Here is a 16,970-nt window from a genome sequence, read left to right on the forward strand (position 1 = left end):
CAGGCCGAAGCTGAGGCCCCCCGGCCTCTCAGGCACTGCGGTGGAATCCCCCCACCTCGATCCGCTGATGATACGTGCGTCAACTGACGGTTTACCAGTGGCTGATGGGGTGCGAACAAAACGAGACCGCCCCGTCACCTGTGGGGCGACGGGGCGGTCCTGTGTCGTGCGGGGAACGGCGTCAGTCGTTGCCGTTGCCGACCGACGGGGTCGTCTTCTGGATCTGGAGCAGGAACTCGGCGTTCGACTTCGTCTGCTTCATCTTGTCCAGCAGCAGCTCGATCGCCTGCTGCTGGTCGAGCGCGTGCAGCACCCGGCGCAGCTTCCAGACAATGGCGAGCTCGTCGCTGCCGAGCAGGATCTCTTCCTTACGGGTGCTGGACGCGTCGACGTCCACCGCCGGGAAGATGCGCTTGTCGGAGAGCTTCCGGTCGAGCTTGAGCTCCATGTTGCCGGTGCCCTTGAACTCCTCGAAGATCACCTCGTCCATCCGCGAACCGGTGTCGACCAGCGCGGTGGCCAGGATGGTCAGCGAGCCGCCGTCCTCGATGTTGCGCGCCGCACCGAAGAAGCGCTTCGGCGGGTACAGCGCGGTCGAGTCGACACCACCGGACAGGATGCGTCCGGAGGCGGGAGCCGCGAGGTTGTACGCACGGCCCAGACGGGTGATGGAGTCCAGCAGGACGACCACGTCGTGACCCAGCTCGACGAGACGCTTCGCGCGCTCGATGGCCAGCTCGGCGACCGTGGTGTGGTCCTCGGCCGGGCGGTCGAAGGTCGAGGAGATGACCTCGCCCTTCACCGACCGCTGCATGTCGGTGACCTCTTCCGGACGCTCGTCGACGAGGACGACCATCAGGTGGCACTCGGGGCTGTTGACCGTGATCGCGTTGGCGATCGCCTGGAGGATCATGGTCTTGCCGGTCTTCGGCGGGGCCACGATCAGCCCTCGCTGGCCCTTGCCGATCGGCGACACGAGGTCGATGATCCGGGTCGTCAGGATGCCCGGGTCGGTCTCGAGGCGCAGCCGGTCCTGCGGGTACAGCGGCGTCAGCTTGTTGAACTCGGGGCGGCCACGGCCGGATTCGGCCGCCATGCCGTTCGCCGAGTCCAGGCGCACGAGCGCGTTGAACTTCTCGCGGCGCTCGCCCTCCTTGGGCTGCCGCACGGCGCCCGTGACGTGGTCACCCTTGCGCAGGCCGTTCTTGCGGACCTGGGCGAGGGAGACGTACACGTCGTTCGGGCCCGGCAGGTAACCGGAGGTCCGGATGAACGCGTAGTTGTCGAGGATGTCCAGGATGCCCGCGACGGGGATCAGGACGTCGTCCTCGGAGACCTGCGGCTCGTTGCCGAAGTCCTCGCGGCCACCACGGCGCCCACGGCGGTCGCGGTAACGGCCCCGGCGACCGCGACGGCCGCCCGCCTCGTCGTCGTAGCCGTCGTCCTGCTGCTGGCCGCCCTGGCGCTGCTGCTGCTGGCCGCCGCCGCCCTGCTGCTGGCGCTGGCCGCCCTGCTGCTGGTCGTCGCCCTTGCCGCGGCGGTCGCGCTGACGGTCACGGCGGTCACCGCGGTCGCCACGCTCGCCGCGCTGGCCGCGCTCCTGGCGGTCGCGGCGGCCTTCGCCGTCCTGCTGTGAGGACGCGCCGACGGCGGTCTCGGCCTTGGCGTCGGGCTGTGCGTCCGTCTTGACGTCGACGGCCGTGTCGCCCTTGCTCTCGGCCCGGGCGTCGGCCTGGGTCTCCGGGCTGCCCGCCTGAGCGGTGGCACGGCGACGGCGGCGCTCTCCGGCCGGCTGGTCGTCTCCCCCAGAGCCTGCGGCCTGGGCGGTGCCCCCAGCCGGCTGACCGGGGATGTCGATCTGCTGCTGGGCGGTGGCCTGCTCGGCCTTGCTCTCGGCAGCGGCGGCGGAGTCGCCCGTACGCGCCTTGGAGGTGGCACGGCGCTTCGGCTTGGTCTCGGCCTCACCGGCGCCAGCGTCGGCGCTCTTCGGCGCGGACGCCTTGGCCGGGGCCCCACTGCCGGACTGCGCCTCCTTGATGACCTCGATCAGCTGGCTCTTGCGCATACGCGCGGTGCCCCTGATGCCGAGGCCGGACGCGACCTGCTGCAGCTCGGCCAGGACCATGCCCTCGAGGCCGGTGCCGGAGCGGCGGCGCCGTGAGGTGGTGCCGGAGGAGGCAGCACCTCCGGCGGGCGCGGAGGTGTCGACGTTGTTGTCGGCAGTCACGCCCATCAGATCGGTGGTGTCGCTCACGAAGGGTCCTTCCCTGGAGCGGACGTCGGCCTTCTGGCTCGGCGACCGGTTGTGCTGTCCGGCGACGGCCTGTGACGTTGGATGTCGCAGAACGTTGCCGGGGCGGTGGTCCCGCCGGTGATGACGGCGGAGAGAAATACGTGCAAAGTCCGGCCCGAGGTCCCCCTGCTCGGCCCACTCCTGGAGAAGCGAGGGGTGTCGTGCCGGTTCCGGAGCGTGCTCGAAACTGCTCAGGCAGGCTGCTCAGGCAGTTGGGGAGGCTCCCGGAAGAATGGCGGTCCCTAAGGGGGACACGAAGCTCCGAGCCACAAAGGCATCGGTTGCAGACTTGAGGTTAACACTACCGGCTCCAACAAACATTCCCCCTCTCCATCACCGGCAATCTCGTGTCACTACGAGCTGAGTGGCAGGACGCTCGCGCCCGCGGCGTCGAAGGTGAGCCGGTTGGCCGCCCATCCCTCGCCCGCCAGTCGTGCGACCTTGTCGGCCGCACTGTCCTCGGCCAGCGCGAGCACCGTGGGGCCCGCACCGGAGATGACTGCGGGGACGCCGTCGGCACGCAGTCGGTTGACAAGGTCGATGCTCTGCGGCATCGCCGGGGCCCTGTACTCCTGGTGGAGACGGTCCTCCGTGGCCGGCAGCAGCAGTTCGGGACGCCTGGTCAGCGCCTCGACGAGGAGGGCCGCACGACCGGCGTTAGCGCTTGCGTCCACATGGGGGACGCTGCGCGGCAGAAGGCCGCGTGCGGTCTCCGTGAGCACCGCCTTGCCGGGGACGAAGACCACCGGAACGACGGAATCGGCCGGGTCCATCCTGATGGCGCGGGCCGCTCCCCCGTCGGTCCAGGCGAGCGTGAAACCGCCGAGCAGACAGGCGGCGACGTTGTCGGGGTGTCCCTCGATCTCCGTGGCGAGCTCCAGCAGCGCCGCGTCGTCGAGTTTGGCGTCGCCGCCTATCGTCACGGCGCGGGCGGCGACGATGCCGGCGCAGATGGCGGCCGACGACGAGCCCAGCCCGCGGCCGTGCGGGATCCGGTTGGCACAGACGACCTCGAGGCCGCGCGGCTGCCCGCCGAGCAGGTCGAAGGTCGTCCGCAGGGCACGGACGAGCAGATGGCTCTCGTCGCGGGGCAGCGTGGAGGCACCCTCACCCGCGATGTCGATGTGCAGACCGGCATCGGCGACCCGCACCACGACATCGTCGTACAGCGCCAGGGACAGCCCGAAGGCGTCGAAGCCCGGGCCGAGGTTGGCGCTGGTGGCGGGAACGCGCACCCGGACGGCGGCGGCGCGGAACGCTGGACCGGCCATCGCTCGATGACTCTCCTTGGTTCTGAGCTGTGAGATTCGAGAGGTGAGGACCCGTGGGCCGTAACGGCAGCAACACCGCGGCACAGGCGGCGGGGCGGGTTCGGTACAGCTTATCGAAGGAAGGTTCTGTGGCGACATAGGGCGCACGGGAGGCGCACGATGCGTGTCGCGAGCCTCCTGTGCCCCTACGTACGCCGTTGCCCGGCTTGCCTTGCTTGTCCATCGGGCGGGAACGCAGTAGGAAGCGTTCCCGGACCCACAACAGGACGCCCTTGCCGACCCTCAGCCCCTCGGACCTCGGCCCGTGACTCTCGGGCTCCGGGCGAGGGGCTCCGTGCCGACCCTCAGGCGAGACCGAGCCGCTCCGCCGCCGCCACGGCGTCCACCGGGACGGTGACGGGCTGGGGAGCGCCGGCGACGGCCCAGTCCGGGTCCTTCAGACCGTTGCCGGTGACCGTGCAGACGATCCGCTGGCCCGGGTCGACCTTGCCCTGCTCGGCCGCCTTCAGCAGACCGGCGACCGAAGCGGCCGACGCGGGCTCCACGAAGACACCCTCCTGGGAGGCCAACAGCCGGTAGGCGCGCAGGATTTCACGGTCCGTCACCTCGTCGATGAAGCCGCCGGACTCGTCCCGCGCGTCGAGCGCGAACTGCCACGACGCCGGGTTGCCGATCCGGATCGCGGTGGCGATCGTCGACGGGTCCTTGACGATCTCACCGCGGACGATGGGCGCGGAACCGGAGGCCTGGAAGCCCCACATGCGCGGCCTGCGCGTGGAGAGGGCGGGCAGCGCGGGGCGGTCCGCCCCGCCGGCCAGAGTGCTCGCGGGCGACGGCTGGGAGTACTCCTTGTACCCCTTCCAGTACGCCGTGATGTTGCCGGCGTTGCCCACGGGCAGCACATGGATGTCGGGGGCGTCGCCGAGCGCGTCGACGATCTCGAACGCGGCCGTCTTCTGCCCCTCGATGCGGTACGGATTGACCGAATTGACCAGCGCCACCGGGTAGTTCTCGGAGAGCCGGCGGGCGAGGTTGAGGCAGTCGTCGAAGTTTCCGTCGACCTGGAGGATCTGCGAGCCGTAGACGAGCGCCTGGCCCATCTTGCCGAGCGCGATCTTGCCCTGCGGGACGAGCACGGCGCAGACCATGCCGGCCCGTACGGCGTAGGCGGCCGCGGACGCCGAGGTGTTGCCGGTGGAGGCGCAGATGACGGCCTGCGCACCCTCCTCCTTGGCGCGGGTGATGGCCATGGTCATGCCGCGGTCCTTGAAGGACCCGGTGGGGTTGGCGCCCTCGACCTTGAGATGCACCTCGCAGCCCGTGCGCTCCGACAGGACGCGCGCCGGGACGAGCGGCGTGCCACCCTCACGGAGCGTGACCACGGGCGTCGTGTCCGTCACCGGAAGGCGGTCCCGGTACTCCTCGATGATGCCGCGCCACTGGTGGGTGCCGTTGGTCGTCATGGGTCCCTTACTCCCCTTCAACACGCATGATGCTGGCGACACCGCGCACGGTGTCGAGCTTGCGCAGCGCTTCGACGGTCCCGGAGAGGGCTGCGTCGGGCGCGCGGTGGGTGACGACGACGAGCGATGCCTCGCCGTCTGCTTCCGGTCGGCCCTGCTGGCGGACCGTGTCGATCGACACGCCGTGCTCGGCGAAGACCGTCGCGACCTGGGCGAGCACGCCAGGCTTGTCGGCCACGTCGAGGCTGATGTGGTACCGCGTCACGACGTCGCCCATGGGGCTCACGGGCAGCTGCGTGTACGCGGATTCGCCCGGCCCCGTGGCCTCGGCGAGCTTGTTGCGGCAGACGGCGACGAGGTCGCCGAGCACGGCGGACGCGGTGGGAGCGCCGCCGGCGCCGGGGCCGTAGAACATCAGCTGCCCGGCGGCCTCCGCCTCGACGAAGACGGCGTTGTACGCCTCGCGGACGGACGCGAGCGGGTGGCTGAGCGGGATCATCGCCGGGTGCACGCGGGCGGTGACGGACTTGCCGTCGGCCGCCCGCTCGCAGATGGCGAGGAGTTTGACGGTGCAGCCCATGCGCTGGGCGGAGACGATGTCGGCGGCGGTGACCTCGGTGAGGCCCTCGCGGTAGACGTCGTCGAGGCGGACGCGGGTGTGGAAGGCGATCCCGGCGAGGATGGCGGCCTTGGCGGCCGCGTCGAAGCCCTCGACGTCGGCGGTGGGGTCTGCCTCCGCGTACCCGAGGGCGGTGGCCTCGTCGAGTGCCTCGGAGTAACCGGCGCCCGAGCCGTCCATCTTGTCGAGGATGAAGTTGGTCGTGCCGTTGACGATGCCGAGGACGCGGTTGACCTTGTCCCCGGCGAGCGACTCGCGCAGCGGCCTGATCAGCGGGATCGCACCGGCGACGGCGGCCTCGAAGTAGAGGTCGCGGCCGTGCTGCTCGGCCGCCGCGTACAGCGTGGCGCCGTCCTCGGCGAGCAGCGCCTTGTTGGCGGAGACGACGGAGGCGCCGTGCTCGAACGCGGTGGTGATGAGCGTGCGGGCGGGCTCGATGCCGCCGATGACCTCGATGACGACGTCGATGTCGCCGCGTTTGACGAGGGCGGTGGCATCCGTGGTGACGAGGTCCTCGGAGATCCCCTCACGCACCTTGCCCGGCCGGCGGACGGCGACGCCGGCCAGTTCAACCGGGGCGCCGATGCGGGCGGCGAGGTCGTCGGCGTGCGTCGTCATGATGCGCGCCACCTCTGAGCCGACCACTCCACAGCCCAGCAGCGCCACCTTCAGCGGACGCGTACGCATCATCCGACCTCGCTTCTCATCACTTCTACGGTGTGGACCAGTCTCACGCACCGGACGGAAGTTTCTATCCTCCGTCCGGCATACGAGACATCTATCTCAACTATCCGACATCGAGACGCAGGAGATCTTCCTCCGTCTCCCGTCGCACGATCACCCGTGCCTCGCCGTCCGCGACGGCGACCACCGGCGGACGGAGTGCGTGGTTGTAGTTGCTGGCCATCGAGCGGCAGTACGCGCCGGTCGCGGGCACGGCGATGAGGTCGCCGGGCGCCAGGTCGGCGGGCAGGAACGCGTCCTTCACCACGATGTCGCCGCTCTCACAGTGCTTGCCGACCACGCGGGAGAGCATCGGCTCGGCGTCGGACCTGCGGGAGACCAGCGCGACGCTGTACTCGGCGTCGTAGAGCGCGGTGCGGATGTTGTCGGACATGCCGCCGTCGACACTGACGTACGTCCGCAGGCCCTCCAGTGGCTTGATGGTGCCGACCTCGTACAGCGTGAAGGCGGTGGGGCCGACGATGGCGCGCCCCGGCTCGACGGAGATACGCGGCGTACGCAGCCGGGCCGCCTCACACTCACGGGTGACGATCTCGTTGAGCGCCTTGGCGATGTCGTGCGGCTCGCGGGGGTCGTCGTCCGGCGTGTACGCGATACCGAGACCGCCGCCGAGGTCGATCTCGGGCAGCTCGACGCCGTGTTCGTCGCGGATCTGCTTGAGCAGTCCGACGACGCGGTGCGCGGCCACCTCGAAGCCGGAGGTGTCGAAGATCTGCGAGCCGATGTGCGAGTGGATGCCGATGACCTCCAGCCCGTCGAGCTGGAGCGCCCGGCGCACGGCCTCGGCCGCCTGGCCGCCGGCGAGCGGGATGCCGAACTTCTGGTCCTCGTGGGCCGTCGCGATGAACTCGTGCGTGTGAGCCTCCACACCGACCGTGACCCGGATCTGCACGCGCTGGCGCTTGCCGAGGCTCTGGGCGACGTGCGCGACGCGCACGATCTCCTGGAACGAGTCGAGCACGATCCGCCCGACACCGACGCGCACGGCCCGCTCGATCTCCTCCGGGGACTTGTTGTTCCCGTGGAAGGCGATGCGGTCGGCGGGCATCCCGGCGTCGAGCGCGGTGGTGAGCTCACCACCGGAGCAGACGTCGAGATTGAGGCCCTCCTCGTGGAGCCACTTGACCACGGCCCGCGAGAGGAACGCCTTCCCGGCGTAGAAGACGTCCGCTTCCTTGCCGAACGCGTCGGCCCAGGCACGGCATCGGGCGCGGAAGTCGGCCTCGTCGAGGACGTAGGCGGGGGTGCCGAACTCCTCGGCCAGCCGCGTGACTTCGATCCCGCCGACCGTGGCGACCCCGTCGTCGTTACGGGTGACGGTCTTCGCCCAGACCTTCTCGTCGAGACCGTTGAGGTCGGTGGGAGGGGCGCTGTAGTGACCCTCGGGGTAGACATCGGCGTGACGGGGCCCGGCGGGGTGTGCGGAACGGCTCATTCTTCTCTCACAGGTAGTCAGGGGCGCTGATGCCGAGCAGGGACAGGCCACCGGCGAGCACCGTCCCGGCGGCTTCGGCGAGCGCGAGGCGGGAACGGTGGGCGGCCGAGGGTTTCTCGTCTCCTAGGGGCAGCACGGTGTGCTGGAAGGAGAGGAGCGCGTCGGCGGTCGCTTCCAGATGCCGGACGAGCCGGTCGGGCGCGCGCAGGCGGGCGGCGGAGGCGAGGACGGCGGGGTGATCGCCTATGGCGCCGGTCAGGGCGGGGACGTCGACGGTGTGCGCGCCGGTGAGCTGATCGATACCGGGCTGCTCGCTCGTGATGCCCAGCTGGGCGGCGTTACGGCTGAGGGCGCGGCTGCGGGCGTGGGCGTAGCGGACGGTGAAAAGCGGGTTGGACTCGTGCTGCACGAGGAGATGGGGCCCGGTGCGGGGCCGGTCGCGCGCGGCGGCGGAGAGAAGGGGCCAACGAGTGGCGTCGGCGGCGGGGTCCAGAGCTTGATCGGGTGCGGGCACGACGTGAAGGCTTTCGACGCCCCCGTGCCCGGTCTCGGCCCCCTGGGAGCGGAGCAGCCGGCCGAGGGCGTCGGCCCACACCCGGGCGCGCAGCTCCTCCCCCGCCTCGAACCGCACGGCGACCCCGGCGAGCTGCCGGCTGTGCCCGTACACCGCGCCCTGCTGCCGCACTGTCTCCACCAGCTGCTGCTGCGCACGGCTGTGCAGGGTGATGTTGAGGAAGCCGGGCCCGGTGATCTCGATGGAGGCGATCCCGGGCTGGCCGGCGATCCGGTCCCGCAGGGCCTCGGCAACGGCACGGGGCGGCTGGTGGGCGGGCCCGGCGAGCCGCAGGGCGACATTGGTGGCGTAGTCGCCGCACCCTCCTGGCCTGGGACGTTCGACGCTGACACTCTCCGGCACCGGCGCGTCCAGCGCACCGTCCGCCACCGCGCGGCGCACGGCGTGCAGCACGGTACGGGAGAGATCGGCGGGCGTCACGGGACAAGCGTATGGGAGGAAGGGGGGCGCTTCGCGAACCGGTTTCGCGATGCGGTCAGCCGCGCGTGCTTCCCGCTCGCCCGGCCCCATGCCGGCCGTCTACGGACGGCGGGCCCTCCCGGTGCATCAACTGCCGTACGAGACGGACGAGCTCGGCGGGCTCGAAGGGCTTGGCGAGAAAGGCGTCCACCCCGGCGGCGATGCCGCTCTCCACCTCGTACTGCGTACAGGCGCTGATGATGGCGACGGGCAGATGGCTGGTCCGCGGATCGGCCCGCAGGAGGGCGGCGGTGCGCAACCCGTCCAGCCGAGGCATGACCACATCAAGAGTGACGACATCGGGCCGCACCTGCTGCACGACTTCCAGACACTCGGCACCATCGGCCGCGGTCACGACCTCGAAGCCCTCCAGCTCGAGGTTGACCCTGATCAACTGCCGGATGACCCGATTGTCGTCGACAACGAGCACACGGCCGGACGCCCCTGACACAACTCGAGAGTAGGTCGCGGGGCGGGGCCGCGTCCGGGTTTTGCCGACTTCCACCCGGTGGGGGGACGGGGGGTGGGGGTGGAGGGGGTGGTGGGGTGGGGGTGGTTGGGGGGCGGCGCGGGCGAGTGGCGGGCGGCCTCGGTGGTGGGCGGGCCGGGGGCGGTGGGCGGGGGGCGGGGGGCTGCGGGCGGGGGCCGGCTATCGGGTGACGTCCGGGGACGGCTGAAGGTGCTGCGGTGGGGCCCGGGATGGCGCGCGCGGGGGCAGGCTCGCGGGCAGGTCGGGGCCCCTGAATACCTGTTCACGGGGACCCTCTGTGAGCTGGTAGGGTTCTACCCGTCACCGCGCAAGCGGGATGTGCGCCCCCGTAGCTCAGGGGATAGAGCAACGGCCTCCGGAGCCGTGTGCGCAGGTTCGAATCCTGCCGGGGGCACAGAAGCCGGAACAGCGTGATCGACCCGCTGACCTGCGGAAGTGCCAGACATTGAGAGCCGGACCCAGTCCCACTGGGTCCGGCTCTTCGTCGTTACTGAGCACTGATCGCGATAGACCTGCGATAGGGCCTACGGCGCCGCTCCGCCCTCCAAGCAGGCTGGGCCGCCGGACTGTTCCAGTTCTGATTCCGCCTTTCCATCCGCCAAATGACCCGTCTCAATCGGTTGGTAAGTCGGGAGGGCAGCTGCAGCCAGCGGATCTACTCTTCCCAGTCACGCGCCACGAAATGCGCCAGTCGATTTACACACTCACTGAGGGCAGGCCTCGTTTCCCTATGGGCTCGAGCGATTGCAAGCAACGATGCGCGCACCAAACCTATGTTCCCCACTCCCCACAATGCAGTAAGAAATTTCACGAGTGCAACCGTGACAGCTGCTCGCGGCCGGGCGGGCAATTCTTCCATTACCGTAAACTGGCATAGGGCGTCAAGTAGTCGAACCTCGTCCGGTCGAACCAATGCCGTCGGCGGTGGATGTTCGACCCAGTAGGGCCAGGGGATCAGGCGGTCCCTGAGGCCCCAGGGAACGCTCTGCAGGTTAGCCAGAAGGAACTGAGCATTGACCCATGCGCTTCGGTCCTGCACGGCGGACTCCCCCCGGAGATCGTCGTGAGGAAATGGATAGAGAAGGCCGAGCCCACATACGGCTAGGGTCAAGGCGTGGGCACTTCCCAACTGCTCTCCTTCCATTTCCATCCAGACCAGGGCCTGATTGAGATTATCTTCGGCAAGGTGAGGGTCCGACAAAAAGGCGTGAAGTGAGGTAGCAGCCTGTGAGAATTCCCGCCATATATGGGCGGATGGCGGTGAGCCTATCGCTTGCTGCATACCGGGGCCATCGCCGATGTCGACCGAATAGGCGGCCACGAGCATGGCCCGAACGAGGAAGTCATGCGGAAATCCCGCTCTGATACCAGCCAAAGCGATCTCGACGCGATCTCGCCAATCCAAGTCTTGACTGAGGATATAGTCGGCAATCACCAGCCCACTATCCAACCCGGGGGAAATTTCCGCTAGCGTGCCGATAGCGAAAGCGCTACCAGTACCATTAGTGACGGCTCGATCGAGTACCGAGTTCACATACGCAACTGCCTCATCGGTTTGGTCGACACCCAGGCAGGAAAAGGCGGCAAGCGCATTGCGCTGAACCTGAGGCGAACGGGCATCGAAATGGCTGCGGAAGAAGACTTCCAGCTGAGCGATCGGGTAGAACTCAGCGAGCACAGGTACGGCGTGCTTTCGCGCAAGTCGATCGTGGTGCCCTGTGAGAATCAACCCGCGCAATGTCTCAGCAGCTTGCTGCGCTCGAGGGTCGCTCAACCGCGTCAAGGTTCGGACCGCATCGCAGCGGGTCTCCCATTGTTCGTCGGAGTCTTCAACGATAGCTCCCAACGCCAGGCTGGCTACATTCGGACGGTGGACCGTTAGCGCAGCAGCAGCCGCATAGCGCTGGTCCCCTGTTGCCTGGGCGGTACGGGTCAGGAAGTCGACGATATGCGGGTGGCTAGTGCGAGCAGCCAGAGTCCACAAGTCAAGGTCGAGTTCGGGGTCGGTGGCCGCCAATTCGGCAATGAACCATTCAGCGTGTACATCGTCGATCACCGGCCCTTCAGCGAGAAGATGGGCGGCTACGCGGCGCTGTGGCTCTGCTCCTCGTTGGAGCTGCGCCAGGAGCGACCGCGCGACTTCGAGACTGCCGTTCGCTGCGTGGACAAGGGTGTCGAGGGCAAGCATGTTGCGAGCCCCAGCCTGTTCGATCACCGTTCGCCACGCTGGGTCGCGTGCATCAACGACTTTGGGGAGTTGCCTTGCGTAGTGTGCCGCGGTGAGGTGCTCGGCGAAACTGGTATGCAGGAACCTGACGGTGTGACCGGAACGCACCAGAAGGCCGGTGCTGGTGAGCACCGCCACGACCTGGTCACCCCAACCAGGGATGCTCGCCCGCACCCTTGAGTCGAGCTGATCGTCGAGCCACGCCAAGGCGCACTCGCGCAGGTCACGCACATCATGAGTGATCTGTTCAACAGCAAGGTAGCCCACGAGTTCGTTCAGTTGATCACGCAGACAGCGCACAGCGGAGCGCATCTGCGGAGCCGCTTCCGCGTGCGCTTCCAAGCGGGTCAAGTGTTCACGCAACTGCGAGGCCTTCGCGCGGTTCAGATAGTCACGGTACTGCTCGTAAAGGGCGTACCGGTTGCTCGGTAGGGGCCTATCGGGCCATGTCTCGTAAACCACGGCGGTAATGGTCGCCAACAGAGGCACCTGAACAAGAGGACCGAGCCCCGCCAGGTCGATCTGGCGCAAGTACTGCGTTGCCGACGGGCCGTCTGTGGGGTCATTGCCGAACCAACGGGCTGCGAATTTCTTCAGTTGGGGCCGGTTGAATGGCTCGAGTTCGTAACAAGCAAAGCCAGACTTCCTAAGAGACTGCTCCTCTCCGCCCGGCAGGCGACGTGTGGTGACCACCAGTCGCACGGCTTGACCACGCTGTTCGGCGAACGTACCGAGGCGGAGCACTAGGTCACGGCGTGACGCAGCGGCGACAACTTCGTCTAGGCCGTCAATTAAGATTAGCCAGGTCAGTCCCGGCGGCAATAGTTCCTCAAGTCCTCGGCGCACGCCGTCCGCACTTACCGCGATGCCTGTGCCGGCGAGAAGCGAGTCCTCCACACTTCTCGTGCTGTCAGCCAAGTCTGATGCGGACACTCGTATCGGGACGACCGCTTCCTCCGGGTCCTGCGACTTTACTGCGGTCAGCGCTCCCTCTCTGTCCAGCCAAGGTTGGGCGCGTTCCGCGCTCAACCGTGCTGAAAGCGTTGATTTTCCCCCGCCAGGGCCAGCAACCACCAACAGATGCCGCCTGCTTTGCTCCCGCAGAACTTCCTCAATTGAGCGGGGCGGTGAGAGGGCTTCTGGCCCAGCTTGCTCGGAACCGGTGCCAGGCGACTGTTCGATCTCATCTTCCCCACCGACAGGCGCGGCTTCCAAGGCCTGTCGCACGTAGAGCGACGAGAGCTTCGGCAGTCTCCCCTCATGCATCGCATAAGGAAATACCTCGCCCTCCTCGCGCTGCCGCTCCAGCAGCGCAAGGATTGAGCTTGATACCCGCTTGCCTTCTGGCCAGTCCATCCATTCATCGAAGCCTGGCCAACTACTGCACAATGTGGAAGGCGTCTGCAGGACTGCACCTCTTCTCCGATAGTCCTTGAATCGCTCCTTTACGTGGACTGCCAAATCCTGCATCTGATGGAGAGAGACATTCGTAGCGTTCCCTTCCAGCCAGGCATTTACCACGTCGGACATCGCACCGGTTCGCCGAGCCGAATCATTCTCCGCAATTTGCCCTGGGGAGGCTGCTAGGAGTGCGAATTGTTCGACTTGACGCGGTCTACCGGAGGGGAATTCCGCTAGTGCCGGACTCGCGGTCTGCGTAGAGTACTCGGCAAATGTTGCACATGCATCGAGTATGAACGTCTGGTGCACGAAGCCTCGAACCTCTGTCGACGCGAGGTACCTCCGCAGTCCTGCGAAGTCCAAACACAATTGCTTGTGTTCAGCGGCGTCAGAGCCGTATAGAAGTTGCTGCTGACGGTGGACGGTACCATGGCCTCCCCAGTACACGACCAAGAAATCACCGTTGGCCACTCGGATTTCATCGATGAAGATGCCCATCAGCTCATCTCGGGTTGCCCGGAATTTCGCGCGCACTCCGAGTCGAAAGGCTTCCTCGGCCACCTGTGCTCGATTCTCATCGAGCGGGGCAAGCAGTAGGTGGATCTGCCCGGAAGGCACACCCATATCGACCAGCCACCGAGTGAAGCGCACCGCGTCCAGCGCAGGGCCAGAAAGACCCCAGTCCACGGAGGCATAGCGCTCGATTCCCACAACGACTGCATGGGTTCTATCGGAAGTGGTCATCGTGCCCACGGCGCTACGGCTTTCCAGAATTCATCATTTTTCCAGTACGCACTATGGGCTTGCGGAAAAGGCTGACCATTGTCAACCTGATGGTCGAGAACGTGCCCGCTGAATAGCCCCCCTCCGACGTATGCCAGGAGGTCATTGCGGTCGTAAACGTTGAGCCAATCCTCGGGAAAGTGTGGCGGCAGGGGCTCAGAGAATGGCAACGAAGTCAGGGCACCGATCTCATACAAGTACGGCGCCTGTGAACCAACCGTAACGAGACGATCGACGCGCTGTATCTCCTCGGCTACCAGCAACTCAAAGCACGCGACACCACCCAGGCTGTGCCCGACAAGGGTGATCGAATCTCCAGGGTCGTCCTTAACAACCTCATGAATCAGTTTGCGGAATCCTTCGCCATGCGCCTGATAGCGTAGAACGTCTCCGGACGCGGCCATCCCGTGATCCGAGAGCAGGCCCCTCCGGCGAACAGCAGCTCGACTTGCTGCCCGTCTTGGGAGCGCGGTAATCCCGCTCGGCAATCCGCGGCCTTCAGCCCGTAGTTCTGCTCCAAGCTTGAGCATCAACTCTCCGTCTCGGGTACGCCCATCGACGGCGAGACCTCCAGCCTCCTCGTAGGCAGAGATCGCATGTGCCAGCAGGCCTCTGGCGATGGCACGCCGCAGTTCGAACGCTCCCTGGACCCCAACGGGGGGGATTTGTTGGAGTTCGGGAGATGCCCGAAGGTCGCCAAGCGCTTGGTCGAAGTAGGTATCGAGGCATTCCCTAGACAGCAGTTGGCGAAGTTCCACAGACGGCGTGAAACTGTGGATACTAGTGAGCAAGTCCTGCACAGGCGACCGTTGCCCGGGGGGAGTGCTTCCCGGCTCGACGCTTCGGGAGTGACGGATCAGCCGCAACTCGTACCACGGATCCACATATAGCACGGCCCATAGCGCAAGCTCCTCTTCCTCCTGCGGTTTGGAGCCCCGGCCCCCGGTCTCGTGATATCCAGGGATTGATGCGCCCCCTGCGCCTAGCTTGGCTCCCTCTGCCTCCCCCCAATAGCAGCCGCGAACCAAGGTCCCGGGGGCGTGTGTCAGAAAGCCGGCCTTAACTGCGCGGAACGTATTGGCGAATACTTTGCCGCGAACACCGACACCGTGGACAAAGATCACAGACCTAGACAAGAGTGTCCTCCCCACCATCAGGACTCGCCATGGCATCGCTCGGCCACGCTGAACCCATAGCCCAAATCAAGGAACTGCGCTTGCTCTTGAGCAACACCTCGTTTCCTCTGCTGTAGTCGCGGTGCGCGGCTACAGCAGAGGGGCCACGAAGTATCAACCTCCGCTGCGACGTATACGTCCTATCAGCGAACGGGCCTCCTGTCGCGCCGAACGCCCTAACGGCGCCGCAGAGCAGTTCTACGAGATCGTCTACGTTCCCCGGCGCTACCTACCGCTCCCCCCAGGCGAGTTCGTCCTCGATCTTGCTGTTCATGGCCTCCTCCTGCCCGAAGATGCAGCCTGCGTACACACGGTGGACTACCTCGGCCGAGTTGCCAGCCCGTCTCGCCACTTCAGCGACAGGCAGCCCGGCGTTCAACCACGTCGTAATGCACGTGTGCCGCAGGTCGTACGGCCGACCACCAAGAATGGACCTTTGGAGGTCGGGCGGGAGGGCGTACTCTCGTGCGTCGCGCCACACGCGCCAGTATGTGCTGCTGCCAACGAGGCCTCCCCGCTCATTCGTGAAGAGGCGCCCATCCTTGGCCGTACCGAACAGCCTCATGTGCTCGCGCAGTGTTGCCACGAGCGGCGGCGGAATCGGCACTGGCCGATCCTCTGACGCACTGCGGGATTTCAAGCCGCGCTGCTCATGGCGCTGCCCCGTATCCGTCCACTTCGTGCCAGAGACCGGCTGCGTCTCGCGCAGCGTAAGAGTCCCCCAGCCAGTTTCCGGGAGGTGACAGTCAGCGTCGCGCAGCCCCACCGCCTCGCTCGGCCGAAGCGCCGCGAAGTACATGACGGCGTAGAAGGCCACGAGCCGTCGTCCTTTGCTCCTCCCCCACGTACCCACATACGACACGGCCGCGAACAACTGCGCCGCCTGCACTCTGTTTACGAGGACCCGAGGGTCCAGGCGGTCTGGCGCTGAGCGCTGAGCTTTCTTGATTGCCCCCAGCGGATTCGCCGCAAGCGCTCCACGCTCGATGGCGTACTCCACGGCCGTGTTCAGCGCCCGGCGCCTACGGCGGGCAGTCTCACCAGCCGCCGGTGCACCATCGAGTTTGAACGCAATGCGATGCTGTACGTCGCGAAGGATTCGCGGGTCCGCGAGCGACGAAACCGGCAGAGACCTCTGGGAGATCCAGGCGTAAGCATCGCCAAGCTCGGGCGGTGGCGTCTCCCCAGCATGCCTCGGAACCACCGCCCACCGCAGCGCAAGGCGAATCTCCTCGACCCGAGGGGCCCCGCTTCCCTGCTCCACCATTGCGAGCGTCACGGCCGCGAGGCCGTCCGCGATTCCCTCCCTTGTCTTCGCTGCACTAGTCGGCCACCGCAGCGCCATGTACTCACGGCAGAAGGCGAACCAGGACACCTCCTCACGGACTTCGGCAGCAGCAGCGGCGGCTCGCACCTCGGACTCCGGCAGGCCGTCCTTGATACGAAACGCCTCGCCCCGCCGCATCGCCTGCCACAGTTCGGACCGACGGCTCTCAGCGAGCGCCACTGTGGCGAACGTGCTGCTGCTGACCTTGCCGCCAACCTTCCAACGGAGCTGATGCGGCCTGGTCCTGCTCTGCGCCCTGGTCACCTTCCACAGGCGCACGTCGAGAGAAAACCCCTCCGGGGCGGGGCCGTTCCAGTGTCCGGCCCCAAGGTTGGTGCCCGTGCTCACGCGGTCTCCTCCAGCATCTCCAGCCAACGGCACAGCTCTGAGCGGCGGATACGCACCGAACCGTTCGGAAGCTTGATGGACTTGGGGCCCTTCTTGCACTGCCGCCAGCGGTAGAACGTCGCTCGCGGCACGCCGATCTCGTTGATCACTTGAGGGATGGTGAGCATTTCGTCTCGCGGCTTGGCCACAGTGTCTCCTCGGCGGGCAGGGGGCTCGGGGGCCCCTTCCTGTCAGGTCCGCTACTTCCGCTACCTCTGCTACCTGCCTGGTCAGGGGCCTGATCGAGGTAGCGGATAGGTGCTGCGGTAGCGGATAAGTGCGCTACCGGCCCCGGTTGGTGTCCGTGGGCCGGTAGCGGATG

Annotated in this window: 11 protein-coding genes and 1 tRNA gene; 1 reads left to right on the plus strand and 11 read right to left on the minus strand. The window is 67.1% G+C overall.

Going from position 1 to position 16,970, the window contains the following annotated elements; translation table 11 throughout:
- Positions 1-181: 181 nt before the first annotated feature.
- The 7 genes from rho to ABTX78_RS14745 form a co-directional block, all read right to left on the minus strand.
- Complete coding sequence (gene rho, locus ABTX78_RS14715) at positions 182-2,254, minus strand: transcription termination factor Rho (RefSeq protein WP_352207167.1); 2,073 nt, start codon at positions 2,252-2,254, stop codon at positions 182-184.
- A gap of 392 nt (positions 2,255-2,646) precedes the next feature.
- Positions 2,647-3,564 carry a homoserine kinase gene (gene thrB, locus ABTX78_RS14720; protein WP_352207168.1) on the minus strand — a complete coding sequence of 306 codons (918 nt, stop codon included), beginning with the start codon at positions 3,562-3,564 and terminating at the stop codon, positions 2,647-2,649.
- Between the two features lie 344 nt (positions 3,565-3,908).
- On the minus strand, positions 3,909-5,027 hold the full coding sequence (thrC, locus tag ABTX78_RS14725; RefSeq protein WP_327680168.1) for a threonine synthase: 1,119 nt from the start codon (positions 5,025-5,027) through the stop codon (positions 3,909-3,911).
- A gap of 7 nt (positions 5,028-5,034) precedes the next feature.
- Positions 5,035-6,333, minus strand: a complete 1,299-nt coding sequence (locus tag ABTX78_RS14730) for a homoserine dehydrogenase (RefSeq protein WP_352207282.1) — start codon at positions 6,331-6,333, stop codon at positions 5,035-5,037.
- Positions 6,334-6,433: 100 nt separating this feature from the next.
- Positions 6,434-7,825, minus strand: coding sequence for a diaminopimelate decarboxylase (lysA, locus tag ABTX78_RS14735; protein ID WP_352207169.1), 1,392 nt, complete (start codon positions 7,823-7,825; stop codon positions 6,434-6,436).
- A gap of 7 nt (positions 7,826-7,832) precedes the next feature.
- Positions 7,833-8,819 carry an ArgS-related anticodon-binding protein NrtL gene (gene nrtL, locus ABTX78_RS14740; RefSeq protein WP_352207170.1) on the minus strand — a complete coding sequence of 329 codons (987 nt, stop codon included), beginning with the start codon at positions 8,817-8,819 and terminating at the stop codon, positions 7,833-7,835.
- 55 nt (positions 8,820-8,874) lie between these two features.
- Positions 8,875-9,309 (minus strand): response regulator, encoded by a 435-nt coding sequence (locus ABTX78_RS14745; protein ID WP_313944085.1) that lies wholly within the window; start codon positions 9,307-9,309, stop codon positions 8,875-8,877.
- 361 nt (positions 9,310-9,670) lie between these two features.
- Here ABTX78_RS14745 and ABTX78_RS14750 point away from each other — a divergent pair.
- A tRNA-Arg gene (locus tag ABTX78_RS14750) sits at positions 9,671-9,742 on the plus strand.
- Between the two features lie 261 nt (positions 9,743-10,003).
- On the opposite strand, the gene ABTX78_RS14755 is transcribed toward ABTX78_RS14750, so the two are convergent.
- The 4 genes from ABTX78_RS14755 to ABTX78_RS14770 form a co-directional block, all read right to left on the minus strand.
- Positions 10,004-13,720, minus strand: coding sequence for a caspase family protein (locus ABTX78_RS14755; RefSeq protein ID WP_352207171.1), 3,717 nt, complete (start codon positions 13,718-13,720; stop codon positions 10,004-10,006).
- The gene (locus ABTX78_RS14760; RefSeq protein ID WP_352207172.1) at positions 13,717-14,163 is read right to left on the minus strand and encodes a hypothetical protein; all 447 of its coding nucleotides are present in this window, start codon (positions 14,161-14,163) and stop codon (positions 13,717-13,719) included. The genes ABTX78_RS14755 and ABTX78_RS14760 overlap by 4 nt, the downstream gene beginning before the upstream one ends.
- A gap of 1,000 nt (positions 14,164-15,163) precedes the next feature.
- On the minus strand, positions 15,164-16,609 hold the full coding sequence (locus ABTX78_RS14765) for a tyrosine-type recombinase/integrase (protein ID WP_352207173.1): 1,446 nt from the start codon (positions 16,607-16,609) through the stop codon (positions 15,164-15,166).
- The gene (locus tag ABTX78_RS14770; RefSeq protein ID WP_352207174.1) at positions 16,606-16,797 is read right to left on the minus strand and encodes a helix-turn-helix transcriptional regulator; all 192 of its coding nucleotides are present in this window, start codon (positions 16,795-16,797) and stop codon (positions 16,606-16,608) included. The genes ABTX78_RS14765 and ABTX78_RS14770 overlap by 4 nt, the downstream gene beginning before the upstream one ends.
- Between the last annotated feature and the right edge of the window lie 173 nt (positions 16,798-16,970).

This window comes from Streptomyces sp. NPDC096193 (assembly GCF_040302905.1).
In the GTDB taxonomy this organism is placed as follows: domain Bacteria; phylum Actinomycetota; class Actinomycetes; order Streptomycetales; family Streptomycetaceae; genus Streptomyces.